Source organism: Pseudomonas sp. LBUM1644 (assembly GCF_059716195.1).
On the sequence record NZ_CP166812.1, the window covers coordinates 5,224,822 to 5,240,645 of the forward strand.

General features: G+C 61.4%; 14 protein-coding genes. All 14 read right to left on the bottom strand.

The window, feature by feature from the left end; translation table 11 throughout:
• Positions 1 to 41: 41 nt before the first annotated feature.
• Genes ftsA through mraZ form a run of 14 tightly spaced genes read right to left on the bottom strand, consistent with a single transcriptional unit; the run spans position 42 to position 15,568 of the window.
• Complete coding sequence (ftsA, locus tag ACA052_RS23910) at positions 42 to 1,301, bottom strand: cell division protein FtsA (RefSeq protein WP_497647081.1); 1,260 nt, start codon at positions 1,299 to 1,301, stop codon at positions 42 to 44.
• 15 nt (positions 1,302 to 1,316) lie between these two features.
• A complete protein-coding gene (locus ACA052_RS23915) occupies positions 1,317 to 2,186 on the bottom strand; it encodes a cell division protein FtsQ/DivIB (RefSeq protein WP_497647082.1) in 870 nt (289 codons plus the stop codon).
• Positions 2,187 to 2,190: 4 nt separating this feature from the next.
• Positions 2,191 to 3,159: a D-alanine--D-alanine ligase gene (locus ACA052_RS23920; protein WP_497647083.1), complete on the bottom strand. Its 969-nt coding sequence runs from the start codon at positions 3,157 to 3,159 to the stop codon at positions 2,191 to 2,193.
• The gene (gene murC, locus ACA052_RS23925) at positions 3,156 to 4,616 is read right to left on the bottom strand and encodes a UDP-N-acetylmuramate--L-alanine ligase (protein ID WP_497647084.1); all 1,461 of its coding nucleotides are present in this window, start codon (positions 4,614 to 4,616) and stop codon (positions 3,156 to 3,158) included. Before murC ends, ACA052_RS23920 begins: the two co-directional genes overlap by 4 nt.
• Positions 4,609 to 5,679 (bottom strand): undecaprenyldiphospho-muramoylpentapeptide beta-N-acetylglucosaminyltransferase, encoded by a 1,071-nt coding sequence (murG, locus tag ACA052_RS23930; RefSeq protein WP_497647085.1) that lies wholly within the window; start codon positions 5,677 to 5,679, stop codon positions 4,609 to 4,611. Before murG ends, murC begins: the two co-directional genes overlap by 8 nt.
• The gene (ftsW, locus tag ACA052_RS23935; RefSeq protein WP_497647086.1) at positions 5,669 to 6,886 is read right to left on the bottom strand and encodes a putative lipid II flippase FtsW; all 1,218 of its coding nucleotides are present in this window, start codon (positions 6,884 to 6,886) and stop codon (positions 5,669 to 5,671) included. Before ftsW ends, murG begins: the two co-directional genes overlap by 11 nt.
• Positions 6,883 to 8,229 (bottom strand): UDP-N-acetylmuramoyl-L-alanine--D-glutamate ligase, encoded by a 1,347-nt coding sequence (gene murD, locus ACA052_RS23940; protein WP_497647087.1) that lies wholly within the window; start codon positions 8,227 to 8,229, stop codon positions 6,883 to 6,885. The genes ftsW and murD overlap by 4 nt, the downstream gene beginning before the upstream one ends.
• A 5-nt stretch (positions 8,230 to 8,234) precedes the next feature.
• Entirely contained in the window at positions 8,235 to 9,317 is a 1,083-nt protein-coding gene (gene mraY / locus ACA052_RS23945; protein ID WP_123509246.1) for a phospho-N-acetylmuramoyl-pentapeptide-transferase, read from the bottom strand.
• Positions 9,317 to 10,684 carry a UDP-N-acetylmuramoyl-tripeptide--D-alanyl-D-alanine ligase gene (locus tag ACA052_RS23950; protein ID WP_497647088.1) on the bottom strand — a complete coding sequence of 456 codons (1,368 nt, stop codon included), beginning with the start codon at positions 10,682 to 10,684 and terminating at the stop codon, positions 9,317 to 9,319. Before ACA052_RS23950 ends, mraY begins: the two co-directional genes overlap by 1 nt.
• Positions 10,677 to 12,140 carry a UDP-N-acetylmuramoyl-L-alanyl-D-glutamate--2,6-diaminopimelate ligase gene (locus ACA052_RS23955; protein ID WP_497647089.1) on the bottom strand — a complete coding sequence of 488 codons (1,464 nt, stop codon included), beginning with the start codon at positions 12,138 to 12,140 and terminating at the stop codon, positions 10,677 to 10,679. Before ACA052_RS23955 ends, ACA052_RS23950 begins: the two co-directional genes overlap by 8 nt.
• The gene (locus ACA052_RS23960; RefSeq protein ID WP_497650385.1) at positions 12,140 to 13,879 is read right to left on the bottom strand and encodes a peptidoglycan D,D-transpeptidase FtsI family protein; all 1,740 of its coding nucleotides are present in this window, start codon (positions 13,877 to 13,879) and stop codon (positions 12,140 to 12,142) included. Before ACA052_RS23960 ends, ACA052_RS23955 begins: the two co-directional genes overlap by 1 nt.
• Positions 13,879 to 14,172 carry a cell division protein FtsL gene (ftsL, locus tag ACA052_RS23965; RefSeq protein ID WP_003205353.1) on the bottom strand — a complete coding sequence of 98 codons (294 nt, stop codon included), beginning with the start codon at positions 14,170 to 14,172 and terminating at the stop codon, positions 13,879 to 13,881. The genes ACA052_RS23960 and ftsL overlap by 1 nt, the downstream gene beginning before the upstream one ends.
• Positions 14,169 to 15,116, bottom strand: coding sequence for a 16S rRNA (cytosine(1402)-N(4))-methyltransferase RsmH (rsmH, locus tag ACA052_RS23970; RefSeq protein WP_497647090.1), 948 nt, complete (start codon positions 15,114 to 15,116; stop codon positions 14,169 to 14,171). The genes ftsL and rsmH overlap by 4 nt, the downstream gene beginning before the upstream one ends.
• Positions 15,113 to 15,568: a division/cell wall cluster transcriptional repressor MraZ gene (mraZ, locus tag ACA052_RS23975; protein ID WP_178129570.1), complete on the bottom strand. Its 456-nt coding sequence runs from the start codon at positions 15,566 to 15,568 to the stop codon at positions 15,113 to 15,115. Before mraZ ends, rsmH begins: the two co-directional genes overlap by 4 nt.
• Between the last annotated feature and the right edge of the window lie 256 nt (positions 15,569 to 15,824).

Genomic DNA, 15,824 nt, shown 5'->3' on the forward strand with positions numbered 1-15,824 from the left:
TCGCCTACTGCCTGTATCTACAACGGTGCTGCGGTAAATCTTTAGAAGTTGCCTTGTACCCAGCTCTTGATGCGATCGAGCAAGGCGGCTTTCGGTTCTTCATTGCTGTAGCTGTCGCGGCTGCTGATGCCCGAGAACGAAACCCCGTCGGACTGCTTTTGCAGGCCGTACATCAACAAGCCGACGCCAGTGGAATAAATCGGGTTGCGGACCACGTCGTCCAGGCCCTTGACGCCATGGGGCACGCCCAGGCGGACCGGCATGTGGAAGATTTCCTCGGCCAGTTCGGTGGCGCCTTCCATCTTCGACGTACCGCCGGTCAGGACGATGCCGGCCGGGATCAGGTCTTCGTAGCCGCTGCGACGCAGTTCGGCCTGGATCAGCGTGAACAGTTCGTCGTAGCGCGGCTCGACCACTTCGGCCAAGGCCTGGCGGGACAGCTCGCGCGGTGGACGGTCGCCCACGCTTGGGACCTTGATGGTTTCACCGGCACCGGCCAGTTTGGCCAGGGCGCAGGCGTAGCGAATCTTGATTTCCTCGGCGTACTGGGTCGGGGTGCGCAACGCCATGGCGATGTCGTTGGTCACCTGATCGCCCGCAATCGGGATCACCGCGGTGTGACGGATCGCGCCTTCGGTGAAGATCGCGATGTCCGTGGTACCGCCGCCGATGTCCACCAGGCACACGCCCAGCTCTTTTTCGTCGTCGGTCAGCACCGAGTACGCGGAAGCCAGTTGCTCGAGAATGATGTCGTCGATTTCCAGACCGCAGCGGCGCACGCATTTTTCAATGTTCTGTGCGGCGTTAACGGCGCAGGTGACCACATGGACCTTGGCTTCCAGACGCACGCCCGACATGCCCAGAGGCTCACGAACGCCTTCCTGGTTATCGATCACGTAATCCTGCGGCAGGGTGTGCAGCACGCGCTGGTCAGCCGGGATCGCCACAGCCTGGGCGGCATCCAGCACGCGCTCAAGGTCGGCGGAGCTGACTTCGCGATCACGGATGGCGACGATGCCGTGGGAGTTCAGGCTGCGGATGTGATTGCCCGCCACGCCAACGAACGCCGAGTGGATCCGGCAACCGGCCATCAACTGCGCTTCTTCGATCGCGCGCTGGATCGACTGCACGGTGGACTCGATGTTCACCACCACGCCCTTCTTCAGGCCGCGGGACGGATGAGTGCCGATCCCGACGATTTCGAGCGTGCCGTCGTCCGAAACCTCGCCTACCAGCGCCACCACCTTGGAGGTGCCGATATCGAGACCGACGATCATTTTGCCGCTTTGCACGTTTGCCATGGGTCCTGCCTCTTCTTAATTCTTCGCGACAGCGGGTTGGGCTGTCGTGGGCGCTACAGGTTCCCGCCAGCCAACAGCGAGGCCGTTGGCGTAGCGCAGATCGATGCGCGCAATGTTCGTAATCTGTTCTTTAAGCGTCTTGTCGTAGATGGCAATGAAACGGCGCATCTTTTCCACCAGGTTGCCGCGTCCCAGCAACAGTTCGATTCCCGGGCCCGCGCTGCCGGCGCCGGTGGTCAGGAACCAGCTGCCTCGTTCACGCAATTCCAGGCGTGCAATCGAGAAGCCCAACGGCCTGAGCATCTGGCTCAGCACCTGGTATTGCTGCATCACTTGCTGTTGAGCCCGTTGTGGGCCGAACAGCTGGGGCAAGTGTTCGTAGTTGGCCAGCTCACGCGGGGTGAACGCCTGACCCTGGTTGTTCAACAGCGACTCATCGCCCCAACGGGCCACCGGCAGCTGTTCTTCCAGGCGGATCACCACTTGATCCGGCCACACCCGACGTACTTCGGCGTGGGCAATCCATGGCATCGTTTCCAGCTCGGTGCGCATGCTCTCCAGGTCAATGGTGAAGAAGCTCGACGCCACATAAGGGGCGATCCGCTGCTGTACCGCTTGCTGGCTGATGTAGCTCAAATCACCCTGCACGTTGATCTTGGTGATCGGCCGGTCGGCGTACGGCAGCAAACGCTGCGCGCCTTCGTAAGTGCCGAAACCCAGCGCGACCAACAGCACTGGCCAGAACAGGCTTTTCAGAAAGCCAAAATTGGCTTTCGGCAGGCGCGCGGACATCGGCTCTTTGGCCACCATTCGGCTGGCACCCCGTGGCACCGGCTTGCGGCCGGGTGCCGGGGGTGGCTGATGTCTTAGTTGAGCGCCTTGCATGGTCTTAACCTCGCGGCTCGTTGTTGCCGGCAATGCTGGCGGCCAGAATCGCCAGAACCAGTTGCTGGAAATCCAGGCCGGCGGCACGCGCTGCCATCGGCACCAGACTGTGATCGGTCATGCCCGGTGCGGTGTTGACTTCCAGGAACCAGAACTGCCCGTCGGCGTCCTGCATCACGTCTGCCCTGCCCCAACCGGCGATACCCAGCGCCTCACAGGCTTTCGCCGTGAGGTCCATCAATTCTTTTTCCTTGTTGCTGTCGAGGCCGCACGGAATCCGGTACTGGGTATCGTTGGCCACATACTTGGCGTCGTAGTCGTAGAAACTGTGCGTCGTGCCCAGGGCTATTGGAGGCAACACCTGGTCACGCAGGGTGGCGATGGTGAACTCCGGACCTTGAATCCATTGCTCGACCAACACTTGCGAATCGTAGGTACTGGCCGCTTTCCATGCGTCGATCAACTCTGGAGCTGAAGACACTTTGGCCATCCCGATACTTGAACCTTCATGGGCCGGTTTGACGATCAAAGGGAAGCCCAGTTCCGTGGCCGCGCAAATACAATCGGCTTCGGAACTCAGTACCGCATGACGTGGCGTCGGAATGCCCAGGCTGTGCCAGACCTGTTTGGTCCGCAGCTTGTCCATTGCCAATGCTGAAGCCAGGATGCCGCTGCCGGTGTACGGAATACCCAGGCATTCCAGCAGGCCCTGCATGCTGCCGTCTTCACCGCCACGACCGTGGAGAATGATGAAGGCGCGGTCGATTTTTTCGTTGAGCAGACGCTGCAACAGGTCATCGCCCACGTCGAGACCGAACGCATCCACACCCGCGCTTTGCAGCGCTTCGAGAACCGCGTTACCCGACTTCAGGGACACCTCACGCTCGGCACTCTTGCCGCCGAACAGCACGGCGACGCGGCCGAAATCTTTCGGCAAGAGTGTGGAGACGAGATTGGCGTAAGCAGCGGTCATTTCAACTTCCCCACACTTGGCGCGGCAACGGCGCCAGCAAACAACGGACTAATCAACAGTTTTGGCGCGAGACCACCGATATCGCCGGCGCCCTGGCACAGCAGGATGTCGCCGGCACGCAGCAGCGGCTTGACCACTGGCGCGAGGTCGACACCACGCTCGATATAGATCGGATCGAGCTGACCGCGCTGGCGGATGCTGTTGCACAGCTTGCGGCTGTCAGCGCCCGGGATCGGTTCTTCGCCGGCCGGATACACTTCCATCAGCAACAGGACGTTGGCGTCGGCCAGCACATTGACGAAATCGTCATACAGGTCCCGCGTGCGGCTGTAGCGGTGCGGCTGGTACACCATCACCAGGCGACGCTCCGGCCAGCCACCGCGTACCGCTTTGATCACCGCGGCGACTTCCGTCGGGTGGTGACCGTAGTCGTCGACCAGCATCACGCTGCCACCGTCTACCGGCAGTTCGCCGTAGACCTGGAAACGTCGGCCCACACCCTGGAACCCGGACAGACCCTGGACGATGGCTTCGTCGCTGACGCCTTCGTCGCTGGCGATGCAGATGGTGGCCAGCGCGTTGAGCACGTTGTGGTTACCCGGCATGTTGACCGAGACGTCCAGCGGCTCGCGATCAGGACGCAAGACCGTGAAGAAGGTTTGCATGCCTTGCTGGCGCACATTGATGGCGCGCACGTCGCAATCGTCGCCGAAGCCGTAGGTGACCGTCGGACGTTTAACCAGTGGCAGGATTTCACGCACGACCGGATCGTCCAGGCACACCACCGCCAACCCGTAGAACGGCAGGTTGTGCAGGAATTCGACGAAGGTTTTCTTCAGCTTGTTGAAGTCGCCGTCGTAGGTCGCCATGTGGTCGGCGTCGATATTGGTGACCACGGCCACCAGCGGTTGCAAGTGCAGGAAGCTGGCATCGCTTTCGTCGGCTTCGGCAATCAGGTAGCGGCTGGTGCCCAGCTGGGCATTGGTGCCCGCGGCATTCAGACGGCCACCGATGACGAACGTCGGGTCCAGGCCACCCGCCGCAAACACCGAGGCGATCAGGCTGGTGGTGGTGGTTTTGCCGTGTGTGCCGGCAACGGCAATGCCATGGCGGTAACGCATCAGCTCGGCGAGCATTTCTGCGCGCGGCACCACGGGAATCCGGCGCTCCAGCGCGGTGGCGACTTCCGGGTTGGACGTGTTCACGGCACTGGACACCACCAGCACATCGGCAGCAGCGGCGTTCTCGGCACGATGGCCGATGAAAATCGTCGCACCGAAAGATTCCAGGCGCTCGGTCACCGGCGAAGCTTTCAGGTCGGAACCGGACACGTCATAGCCCAGGTTCAACAACACTTCGGCGATCCCGCACATGCCCACGCCGCCGATCCCGACGAAGTGGATGCGACGGATGCGGCGCATTTCCGGTTGCGGCATGGCTTTCTGATTCTCAACCATGGGCCACCTCCAGGCAGGTATCGACCACGCTACGGGTTGCATCGGGTTTGGCCAGGCGGCGTGCCGCGGCGGCCATGTCGGTTAGACGTTGTGGTTGCATCAGGACCTCTGTCAGGCGTGCGGCAAGATCCGCTGCGCCAGTCGTTCTTTGCGGCATCAGGAAGGCAGCGCCTTCACGGGCCAAATAGTCGGCGTTGCGGGTCTGGTGATCATCGATCGCGTGGGGCAAAGGCACCAGCATCGAGGGCAGACCGGCGGCGGCCAGTTCACTGATGGTCAGCGCGCCTGCGCGGCATACCACCAGGTCGGCCCAGCCATAGGCTTGGGCCATGTCTTTGATGAAGGGCTGCACTTGCGCCTCGACGCCAGCCGCGCGATAGCGCTCTGCAGTCACTTCATCGTGGTTTTTGCCGGCCTGATGAAACACTTCCGGGCGCAGGTCAGGGGCGACTTGCGACAAGGCTTCAGGCAGCAACTTGTTCAACGGTTCTGCGCCCAGGCTTCCGCCGAGGACCAGCAAACGCGCCTTGCGACCGGCCAGAGCAGGTCGCGGTGTGTCGAGGAACAGCTCGGTGCGCACCGGGTTACCGGTGGTCCGTCGGCTGTCCGACAGGGTAAAGGTGTCGGGGAATGCTTCACAGACTCGGGCGGCCAACGGCACCAGCAACCGATTGGCGGTACCGGCCACGGCGTTCTGTTCATGAACGATCACCGGTACGCCGGCCAGTTTGGCTGCAACGCCGCCAGGGCCGGTCACATAACCACCGAAGCCGACGACACACACCGGCCGCAGCTGGCGAATGATCGTCCGCGCCTGCCAGATGGATTTGAGCAACATGAACGGCGCCTTGAGCAGGGACAACTTGCCCTTGCCGCGCAGTCCGCTGGCATTGATCCGGTGCAGCTCGATTCCGGCCATCGGCACCAGGTCGTTCTCGATGCCACGCGGTGTCCCGAGCCAATGCACGGTATAACCGCGGGCCTGGAATTCGCGCGCACAGGCCAGCGCCGGGAACACGTGGCCGCCGGTGCCGCCCGCCATGATCAAGACGTTAGCGCCCATGGGGGGACTCCTCGGCGAAGTCACTCTCATGGAACTCCGTCTCTTCACTGCCCAGGTGGGTTCGACTCTCCCACTCGATGCGCAGCAACAAGCCCAGACAGGCACCACAAATCACCAACGAACTGCCGCCATAACTGAGGAACGGCAGGGTCAGGCCTTTGGTCGGCAGCAGGCCGACGTTCACCCCGATGTTGATCAGGAACTGACCGATCCACAGGAACGACAGGCCGTACGCAATGTAGGCGGCGAAGAATTGCTTGGCCTTCTCGGCCCAATAGCCGATGTACATGCCACGAATACAAACAAAGACGAACAGCGCGACCGTGCACAACGAACCCACGGCACCCAGCTCTTCGGCCAGGACCGAGAACACGAAGTCGGTGTGAGCTTCCGGCAGGTAGAACTGTTTCTGCACGCTGTTACCCAGGCCAACGCCCAGCCATTCACCGCGACCGAAAGCGATCAATGCTTGCGACAACTGGTAGCCCGCGCCGAACTGGTCGGCCCATGGATCGGCAAAGTTGGTCAGGCGCGCCATTCGATACGGCTGCACTTGAATCAACAGCACCACCGCCGCGACCGCCAGGACAACCATCAAGGAAAAACGGAACAGCCCGACCCCGCCGAGAAACAGCATGGCCGCGGCCGCGCCCATCATCACGACGGTGGCACCGAAGTCCGGTTCCATCAGCAGCAGACCTGCCATCGGCAGCAGCACGATGAACGGCTTGAAGAAGCCCATCCAGCTTTCACGTACTTCTTTCTGGCGCCGCACCAGATAACCGGCGAGGTAGATCACCACGAACACCTTGGCGATCTCGGAAGGCTGCACGTTGAAGAAGCTGAAGCCGATCCAGCGCATCGAACCGTTCACTTCACGGCCAATCCCCGGGACGATCACCATCACCAGCAAACCGAATGCACCCAGCAGCATCAGCCAGCCCAGGCGTTGCCAGGTGGCGATCGGAATCATCATGGTGATGACGCAGGCACCCAGGCCCAACACGATGTAGATCAGGTGGCGAATCATGTAATACAGGGCACTGCCCGACTGCACCGCCGCCACTTCGGTCGACGCCGAGGCGATCATGACCAGCCCCAGGCCGATCAATGCCAGGCAGCCTGCGAGCATCGGGAAGTCGAGGTCGATTCCACGCCCGGTGATGATCGGCGATGGGTACGGCTTGATGATATTTAACAGGCTCATGCCAGATCCTCCACAGCGCGGACGAACTGGTGACCACGGTCTTCGTAATGTTTGAACATGTCGAAACTGGCACAGGCCGGCGACAGCAGCACCACGTCACCCGGATGCGCAGCGGCACGGCATTGCTCGACCGCCTCGACCAGCGAACCGGCGCGGATCAGCGGCACGACGTCACCAATGGCCTCACCGATCTTGTCGGAATCGCGGCCCATCAGGATCACGGCACGGCAGTTGGCCGCCACCGGATCACGCAGATCCTTGAATTCGGCACCCTTGCCGTCGCCACCGGCGATCAACACGACCTTGCCGTCGATGTCCGCGCCCAACCCTTCGATGGCCGCCAGTGCGGCACCAACGTTGGTGGCTTTGGAATCGTTGTAGTAGCCCACACCATCCAGGTCACGGACCCATTGGCAGCGATGCTCGAGGCCGGCAAAGGTGCGCAGGCTCGACAGCATGGCATCGAACGGCAGGCCGACCGCATGGCCCAGTGCCAACGCCGCCAGGGCATTGGATTGGTTATGGGCGCCGCGAATTTTCAACTTGCGCACCGGCATCAGGTTCTGGAATTCAAAGGCCAGGTATTTCTCGCCGTCTTCTTCGCGGATACCGAATGCCTTGAAATCGGGTTTGCTCAAACCGAAGGTCCAGCAGGGTTGGCCTTCGCCCATCAACGGACGGCTCAGGGCATCCTGACGGTTGACCACGAACTGTTTGGCTCCGCGGAAGATCCGGTGTTTGGCCAGGTGATAGGCCGGCAGACCGCTGTAGCGGTCCATATGGTCTTCGCTGACGTTGAGCACGGTCGCCACTTCGGCGTTGAGTTGATCGGTGGTTTCGAGCTGAAAGCTCGACAGCTCCATCACGTACAGCTCGACGTCGTCGCTGAGCAGGTCCAGCGCCGGCGTGCCGAGGTTGCCGCCGACAGCAACACGCTTGCCCGCCGCAACCGCCATCTCGCCCACCAGGGTGGTGACGGTGCTTTTCGCGTTGGAACCGCTAATCGCCACGATCGGCGCCTTCGCGTTACGCGCGAACAGTTCGATGTCGCCGGACAGTTTCACGCCACGGGCAGCGGCGGCCTGCAGGGCCGGGGTCGCCAGCGCCAGGCCGGGGCTCACGTAGAGCTCGTCGGCGCGGCACAGGAATTCGACGTCCAGCTCGCCACAACGCACTTCCACATGCGGATAGTCACGCTTGAGCGTGGCCAGTTCCGGTGGATTTTCCCGCGTATCGGCCACAGCAAACGACGTGCCCCGGTTCGCCAGGAAGCGAACCAGGGACATGCCGCTCTTGCCGAGGCCGACAACGATGCGGAAGTGGTCAGAAGCGATCAGAGACACTCGTTCTACCTCAGCTTCAGGGTGGCAAGGCCGACCAACACGAGAATCACGGTGATGATCCAGAAACGGACGATCACGCGTGGCTCGGGCCAGCCCTTGAGTTCAAAGTGGTGGTGGATCGGTGCCATGCGAAACACACGGCGACCGGTCAGCTTAAAGGAGGCAACCTGAATGACGACTGACAGGGTTTCCATCACGAACACGCCGCCCATGATGAACAGGACGATTTCCTGACGGACGATCACCGCGATGGTGCCCAAGGCTGCGCCCAGCGCCAGCGCGCCGACATCGCCCATGAAGACTTGTGCCGGGTAGGTGTTGAACCAGAGGAACCCGAGGCCGGCACCGATCAACGCGCCGCAGAACACGATCAGTTCGCCCGCGCCCGGCACATAAGGAATCAGCAGGTATTCAGCGAATTTCACGTTACCCGACAGGTAGCAGAAAATACCCAGGCCACCGCCCACCATCACGGTCGGCATGATCGCCAGGCCGTCGAGGCCGTCGGTCAGGTTGACCGCGTTGCTCGAACCCACGATCACGAAATAGGTCAGGACGATGAAGCCTGCGCCCAGCGGAATGCTGTAGTCCTTGAGCATCGGCAGGATCAGCGTGGTTTCTACCGGTGTAACGGCGGTTTTATAAAGGAAGATCGCCGCGGCCAGGCCAAACACCGACTGCCAGAAATACTTCCAGCGGCTTGGCAAGCCTTTGGAGTTCTTCTCAATCACCTTCCGATAGTCATCGACCCAGCCGATGGCGCCGAACAGCAACGTCACGAGCAACACGGTCCACACATAGCGGTTACTCAGGTCAGCCCAGAGCAAGGTGCTGACGCCGATGGACGACAGAATCAGCGCGCCGCCCATGGTCGGCGTCCCGGATTTGGACAGGTGCGATTGCGGACCATCGTTGCGAACGGATTGACCGATCTGACGGTTCTGCAGAGTGCGGATCATCCACGGGCCATAGCACAGCGACAAAACCAGCGCGGTCAGCACACCGAGAATCCCGCGCAGGGTCAGGTACTGGAAGACCGCGAAGCCTTTGTAGAACTGTTGCAGATACTCCGCTAGCAGCAGCAGCATTAATGTTTCTCCAGACTGGACCCGCACAACGCGGCGACGACGTTTTCCATCGCAGCGCTGCGCGAGCCCTTGATCAAAATGGTGGTGTTTGTGTCTTGCTCGGCGCCCAGGGCTTCGATCAACTGCGCCTGAGTGGCGAAGTGAAAAGCCTGCTGGCCGAATGCGTTTACGGCGTGAGTCATCATCGGACCGACGGCATACAGCGCGGAGACCTTGCCGCGGGCATATTCGCCCACGTCGCGATGCCCCTGCTCCGCCCAATCGCCCAATTCGCCGATATCCCCGAGCACCAGGACGGTGCGGCCGGAAAAGCCGGCGAGTATATCAACGGCGGCACACATGGAAGTCGGGTTCGCGTTGTAGGTGTCATCGATCACGCGCATGCCGTTGGTAGCCAGTTGCGCAACGGTGCGCCCCTTGACCGGTTGCACCGCACCGAGGCCTGTAGCGATGCCGAACAGCGACACGCCCAGGGCATGCGCGGCAGCGGCGGCGGCCATGGCGTTGGCAACGTTATGGGTGCCGAGCAGGTTCAGCTGAACGCGCTCAACACCTTCAGGCGTGTGCAAATTGAACGCCGGGCAACCGCGAGCGTCACGGTCCAGGTCGCTGGCGTAGAAATCTGCGCTGACGTTGCTCAGGGCGAAGGTCAGCACCTTGCGCTCGCCGGCACGGGTCTTCCAGATTTGAAAAGCCTTGTCGTCAAGATTGAGAACGGCGACGCCATCGGCATCCAGCCCTTCAATGATCTCGCCCTTGGCTTCAACGATTTTTTCCGGCCCGCCGAACTCACCAACGTGGGCGGTCCCGGCGTTGTTGAGAATGGCCACATGCGGCTTGGTCATGCCGACGGTGTAGGCAATTTCGCCAAGGCGCGAAGCACCGAGTTCGATGACGGCGGCGGTGTGGTCCGGCGCCAGTTCGAGCAGGGTCAGCGGCACACCCAGGTCGTTGTTCAGGTTGCCACGGGTCGCCAGCACCGGACCGCGGGTGCGCAGGATGCTCGCGAGCATTTCCTTGACCGTGGTCTTGCCACTGGAACCGGTGATCGCAGCGACCGGTTTGGTGAATGCGGCACGGTTCATTGCGCCCAATTGGCCGAGCGCATGACGCGTGTCCTTGACCAGCAATTGCGGCAACGCACTGCCAGTGACTTCGCGCTCGACCAACGCTGCGACGGCGCCTTTGTTGGCCACGTCGTTCAAGTAGTCATGACCGTCGAAGCGCGGGCCGGTCAGGGCTATAAAGAGCTGGCCTGGCTGGATCGCGCGGCTGTCGATGCTGACACCGCCAAAGGTGGCATCGGCCAAGATCAAGCGACCATTCAAGGCGCCGGCAATTTCGCTCAGCTTCAAGGTTTTAAGCATGGGCCACCTCCCAGGCAGTCAAGGCGTGATCGGCCTCGATCAGATCGGAGAAATCGTGACGTTCGCCGTTGATTTCCTGATAGTCCTCGTGACCTTTGCCCGCGAGGACAATTACGTCATCCGCCGAAGCACTGGCGATCAACTGGGCAATGGCTTTGCCACGGCCCGCGACGAAAGTGACTTTATCCACCGCCGTGAAACCGGCACGGATGTCGTCGAAGATCAGCGCAGGGTCTTCGGTGCGCGGGTTGTCATCGGTCACGAGCACGCCGTCGGCCAGGCGCTCGACCACTTCGGCCATCAGCGGGCGCTTGCCGCGATCGCGATCACCGCCGCAGCCGAACAGGCACAGCAAACGACCTTTGGCGTGCGGGCGCAGGGCGGTCAACACTTTTTCCAGCGCATCCGGGGTGTGGGCGTAATCGACCACCACCAACGGTTGGGTTCCGCCGCCCAGGCGCTGCATGCGACCGGCCGGCCCTTCGAGTTTCGGCAGGACCTTGAGGATTTCGTCCAGTGCGTAGTCCAGCCCCAGCAAGGCGCCGACGGCGGCCAAAACGTTGCTCAGGTTGAAACGACCGAGCAACGTGCTGCGCAAATGGTGTTCGCCCTGTGGCGTGACCAGCGTGGCGCGTACGCCTTCATCGTCGAATTGCGCTTCACGGCAATACAGGTAGGCGTTGCTGTCGAGCAGGCTGTAGGTGATCAGCCGCGATTCGCGTTTTTCGGCGGCCAGTTGCCGGCCGAAATCGTCGTCGAGGTTGACCACCCGGCATTTCAAATCATTCCAGGCAAACAGCTTGGCCTTGGCTTCGCCATAGGCCTCCATGGTGCCGTGGTAATCCAGATGATCGCGGGACAGGTTGGTCATCACCGCGACATTGAACGCCAGCGCCGTGACTCGCCCCTGATCCAGGCCATGGGATGAGACTTCCATGGCCACGGCTTTGGCGCCGGCCTTTTTCAGGTCGGCGAGGGTCGCTTGCACCGCGATCGGGTTCGGCGTGGTGTGCAGGCCGCTTTCCAGCGCGCCGTAGAAACCGGTGCCCAGCGTGCCAACGATGCCGCAATGCTGGCCGAGCAAATCCAGCGCTTGCGCAACCAGTTGAGTCACGCTGGTCTTGCCATTGGTGCCCGTCACGCCGACCAGGTTCAGGTGACGGCTCGGGTCGCCATAGAAGCGCCCAGCGATGTCCGACAGTTGCGCCGCCAGGCCTTTGACCGGAATCAACGGCACATCGGTAATCGGCAGTACGGTGGCGCCTTCAACTTCATAAGCCACGGCCGCCGCACCGCGCTGCAAGGCGTCGGTGATGTGCGCGCGCCCGTCGAACTTGCCGCCGGGAACGGCGAGGAACAGATCGCCTGCCCGCACGTTACGGCTGTCGAGGCTGAGCTCGCGGATCAGCAGATCGCGGCCGGCGTGGGCGAAAATCTTGTTCAGACTCAGAGACATCAGCCGCGCCCTCCATTGGCTTTCAGCGGAACGACCGGTGTTGCGTTGGCCTGCTGGGTCGGCGGCAGGTTGTCCGGGGTGATGTTCATCAGGCGCAGAGTCCCGGACATCACCTTGCTGAACACCGGCGCCGATACCAGGCCACCGAAGTAACCGGCCTTGGTCGGTTCATCGATCACCACCACGATCGCGTAACGCGGATCGCTCATCGGGCCAAACCCCGCGAACAGCGAGCGATACGAGTTTTCGGCGTAGCCCTTGGTGCCCACCGACGTTTTACGTGCAGTACCCGACTTGCCGGCCACGTGATACGCCGGCACCTGCGCGCGGAACACGCCGCGCGGGGCCTCGATCACTTGGGTCAGCATGCCTTGCATGGTTTTCGCGACGGCTTCTGGCAGCACTTGCGTGGTCTGCGGCGCCTTGTCGGTCTTGATCAGGGTCAGTGGCGCGATGCGGCCGTTGTTGGCCAGCGCGGAGAAGGCGTGCACCAACTGGATCGCGGTCACGGAAATACCGTAGCCGTAGGACAGCGTGGCGGTTTCAGCCTTGCGCCATTCGCGGTAGTTCGGCAGGTTGCCGACGCGTTCGCCCGGAAAGCCCAGGCCGGTGTCCTGGCCGAGGCCGACTTTCTGCGCCAGGCGAAAAATGGTTTCGCCGCCGATATCGAACGCGACCTTACTCATGCCGACGTTACTGGAGTTGATCAGAATGCCGGTCAGGTCGAGCACCGGGCCTTCGGTCTTGGAGACGTCCTTGATGGTGTATTTGCCAATCTGCAAGGAGCCTGGATACACCTCGACGGTGTCGCTCGGTTTCCAGCGGCCAGTTTCGATGGCGGCGCTCATGGAGATCGCTTTCATGGTCGAGCCCGGCTCGAACACGTCGATCATCGCGCGGTTACGCATCATCGCCGGTTGCAGGTTGCGACGGTTGTTCGGGTTGTAGGTCGGCTGGTTGACCATGGCGAGGATTTCGCCGGTCTTCACGTCCATGATCACCAGGCTGCCAGCCTTGGCGCCGTTCTCGATGATCGCGTTGCGCAGCTCGCGGTTGGCCAGGTATTGCAGGCGCAGGTCAATGGACAACGCCAAGGGCTTTCCGGCCTTGGCGTTTTTGGTGACCTGGACATCCTTGATAAGTCGTCCGCGCCGGTCCTTGATGACCTGTCGCTTGCCGGCGACACCGGCCAGCCATTCGTCGTAGGCCAGTTCGACACCTTCGCGACCGTGGTCATCGATGTCGGTGAAGCCGACCATGTGCGCAGTCACTTCACCCGCCGGGTAGAAGCGGCGGAATTCTTCGATGCCGTAAACGCCCGGGACTTTCAGGTCGAGCACGGACTGGCCTTGCTCAGGCGTCAGCCCGCGCACCAGGTAAATGAATTCTTTGTTGGCTTGTGCCTCGAGGCGCTCCGCCAGGGCTTTAGGGTCTTGGCCCAGCGCGGCTGCCAGTGCTGGCCACTTTTCCTTGGCCAGTTGCATTTCCTTGGCGTTGGCCCACAGGGTGGTGACCGGAGTACTGACAGCCAATGGCTCGCCATTACGGTCGGTAATCAGGCCACGGTGAGCCGGAATGGGGATATGACGAACACTGCGCGCATCGCCCTGGCCTTTAAGGAAGGCACGGTCGACGACTTGCAGATCGATAATACGCCAGCAAATAGCTACCACCATGACGCCGAGCAAGCCCAGCACCAGGCGAAAACGCCATGGAAAGAGTGCGCCTTCGAGCTTCATCATGGCGCCACCATCTGCACTTCAGCTGCGCCAGGAATGCGCATCTTCAGTTGCTCGGTCGCCAGGACTTCGATCCGGCTGTGGGCGGTCCAGGTGCTCTGTTCGAGAATCAACCGGCCCCACTCCGCCTGCGCCTTGTCGCGCACACTCAACTCGTTGTACAGCGAGTTCAACAGCTGACGGTTCCAGTGCGCGCTGTAGGACACGCCGATCGCAGACACGAGCACGCCAATAAACAGCAGCAGCATGAAAAAGCTTCCGCCGGGAAGTGGCTTGGCGAAAAGCTTGCTCACCGCAGCTTCTCCGCGACGCGCATGACGGCGCTACGGGAACGTGGGTTGGCTTTGAGTTCGGCCTCGGAGGCGGACTGCGCTTTGCCATGGATTTTGATGATCGGTTCGAAGGCGACGTGACGAACCGGCAGGTTGCGCGGCAAGTTGTCGGCTTCGCCTTTTACCAGTTTGCGCATGAACAGTTTGACGATGCGGTCTTCGAGTGAGTGGAAGCTGATGACCACCAGGCGGCCGCCCACTTCCAGGCATTCCAGTGCGGCTTCGAGGCCGGCTTCCAGATCACCCAGTTCGTTGTTGACGTGGATACGCAAGCCCTGGAACGCACGGGTCGCCGGGTTCTTGCCTTTTTCCCAGGCCGGATTGGCGACCTTGAGAACTTCGGCCAGGTCGCTCGTACGCTCGAACGGCTTGATGTCGCGCCGCTCGGCCACGGCACGAGCCATGCGACCGGAGAAACGTTCTTCGCCGTATTCCTTGAACACGCGAGCTATTTCTTCCGCCGGCGCGGTGTTGACGAATTCGGCGGCGCTGATCCCGCGGGACGGATCCATGCGCATGTCCAGCGGGCCATCGTTGAGGAAACTGAAGCCACGCTCAGGGTCGTCGAGCTGCGGCGACGAGACGCCCAGATCGAGCAGAATGCCGCTGACCTTGCCGTCCAGCCCGCGCTCGACGACTTCCGAACCGAGCTCGGCAAAGCTGCGCTGCACAACGACAAAGCGGCCGTCTTCGGCCGCTAGCGCTTGCCCGGTGGCAATCGCTTGAGGATCTTTGTCGAACCCGAGCAACCGACCATCAGGCCCGAGCTGGCTGAGGATCAACCGGCTGTGCCCGCCGCGCCCGAACGTGCCGTCCAAATAGCAGCCATCAGGACGTACGGCGAGAGCCTCCACGGCTTCATCGAGCAGTACGGTGATGTGGTTAAAGCCGCTATCAATAGTCACAGGATCAAATCACGCAGTTCATCAGGCATGGCGCCCGGTTGTTGAATAGCAGCCAGGTCAGCGGCAGCAACCGCATCCCAGGCATCCTCGTCCCATAACTGGAACTTGTTCAGTTGGCCTACCAACATCGCGCGCTTATCCAACTTGGCATATTCACGCAGACGCGGTGGAACCAGAAAACGACCACTGCCATCGAGCTCGAGGTCGACGGCATTGCCAATCAGTAAACGTTGCAGGCGGCGGTTCTCTTCGCGAAGCGAAGGCAGTGCACGCAGTTTGGTTTCAATAATTTCCCACTCATCGAGTGGGTAAACACACAAACACGGATCAACGGCATCAATGGTAATGATCAACTGCCCGGAGCTTCGCGAAACCAGCTCGTCACGGTACCGGCTCGGCATAGCGAGACGGCCCTTTGCGTCGAGACTGATAGCGTTAGCTCCGCGAAACACGACAGCGTTTCTCCAAATATTAGCGTTTTGCGTTTAAAAAACCCACTTTATGCCACTTTCCGCCACTTGTGCACACTATAGGAATGCGGCCACCGCAGCGTCAAGGCGCGGATTAAAGGAAAACCCTTACAGAACTGAGATTTAGGAGCGTATTGGGAGGAGTAACGAGAATCTGGCGGATGAAACCGCCTAATAACTTGAATCAGCACAGAAGGCTGCGTTCAGAAGTTAAAGTAGTTTGTTAAGAGTAAGATTT

Coding starts and splice junctions, on each gene's coding strand:
- ftsW (WP_497647086.1), bottom strand. CDS start 6,886: ATGAGCCTGTTAAATATCATCAAGCCGTACCCATCGCCGATCATCACC.
- ACA052_RS23915 (WP_497647082.1), bottom strand. CDS start 2,186: ATGCAAGGCGCTCAACTAAGACATCAGCCACCCCCGGCACCCGGCCGC.
- murG (WP_497647085.1), bottom strand. CDS start 5,679: ATGGGCGCTAACGTCTTGATCATGGCGGGCGGCACCGGCGGCCACGTG.
- ACA052_RS23950 (WP_497647088.1), bottom strand. CDS start 10,684: ATGCTTAAAACCTTGAAGCTGAGCGAAATTGCCGGCGCCTTGAATGGT.
- ACA052_RS23955 (WP_497647089.1), bottom strand. CDS start 12,140: ATGTCTCTGAGTCTGAACAAGATTTTCGCCCACGCCGGCCGCGATCTG.
- ftsA (WP_497647081.1), bottom strand. CDS start 1,301: ATGGCAAACGTGCAAAGCGGCAAAATGATCGTCGGTCTCGATATCGGC.
- mraY (WP_123509246.1), bottom strand. CDS start 9,317: ATGCTGCTGCTGCTAGCGGAGTATCTGCAACAGTTCTACAAAGGCTTC.
- ACA052_RS23920 (WP_497647083.1), bottom strand. CDS start 3,159: ATGACCGCTGCTTACGCCAATCTCGTCTCCACACTCTTGCCGAAAGAT.
- ACA052_RS23960 (WP_497650385.1), bottom strand. CDS start 13,879: ATGAAGCTCGAAGGCGCACTCTTTCCATGGCGTTTTCGCCTGGTGCTG.
- murC (WP_497647084.1), bottom strand. CDS start 4,616: ATGGTTGAGAATCAGAAAGCCATGCCGCAACCGGAAATGCGCCGCATC.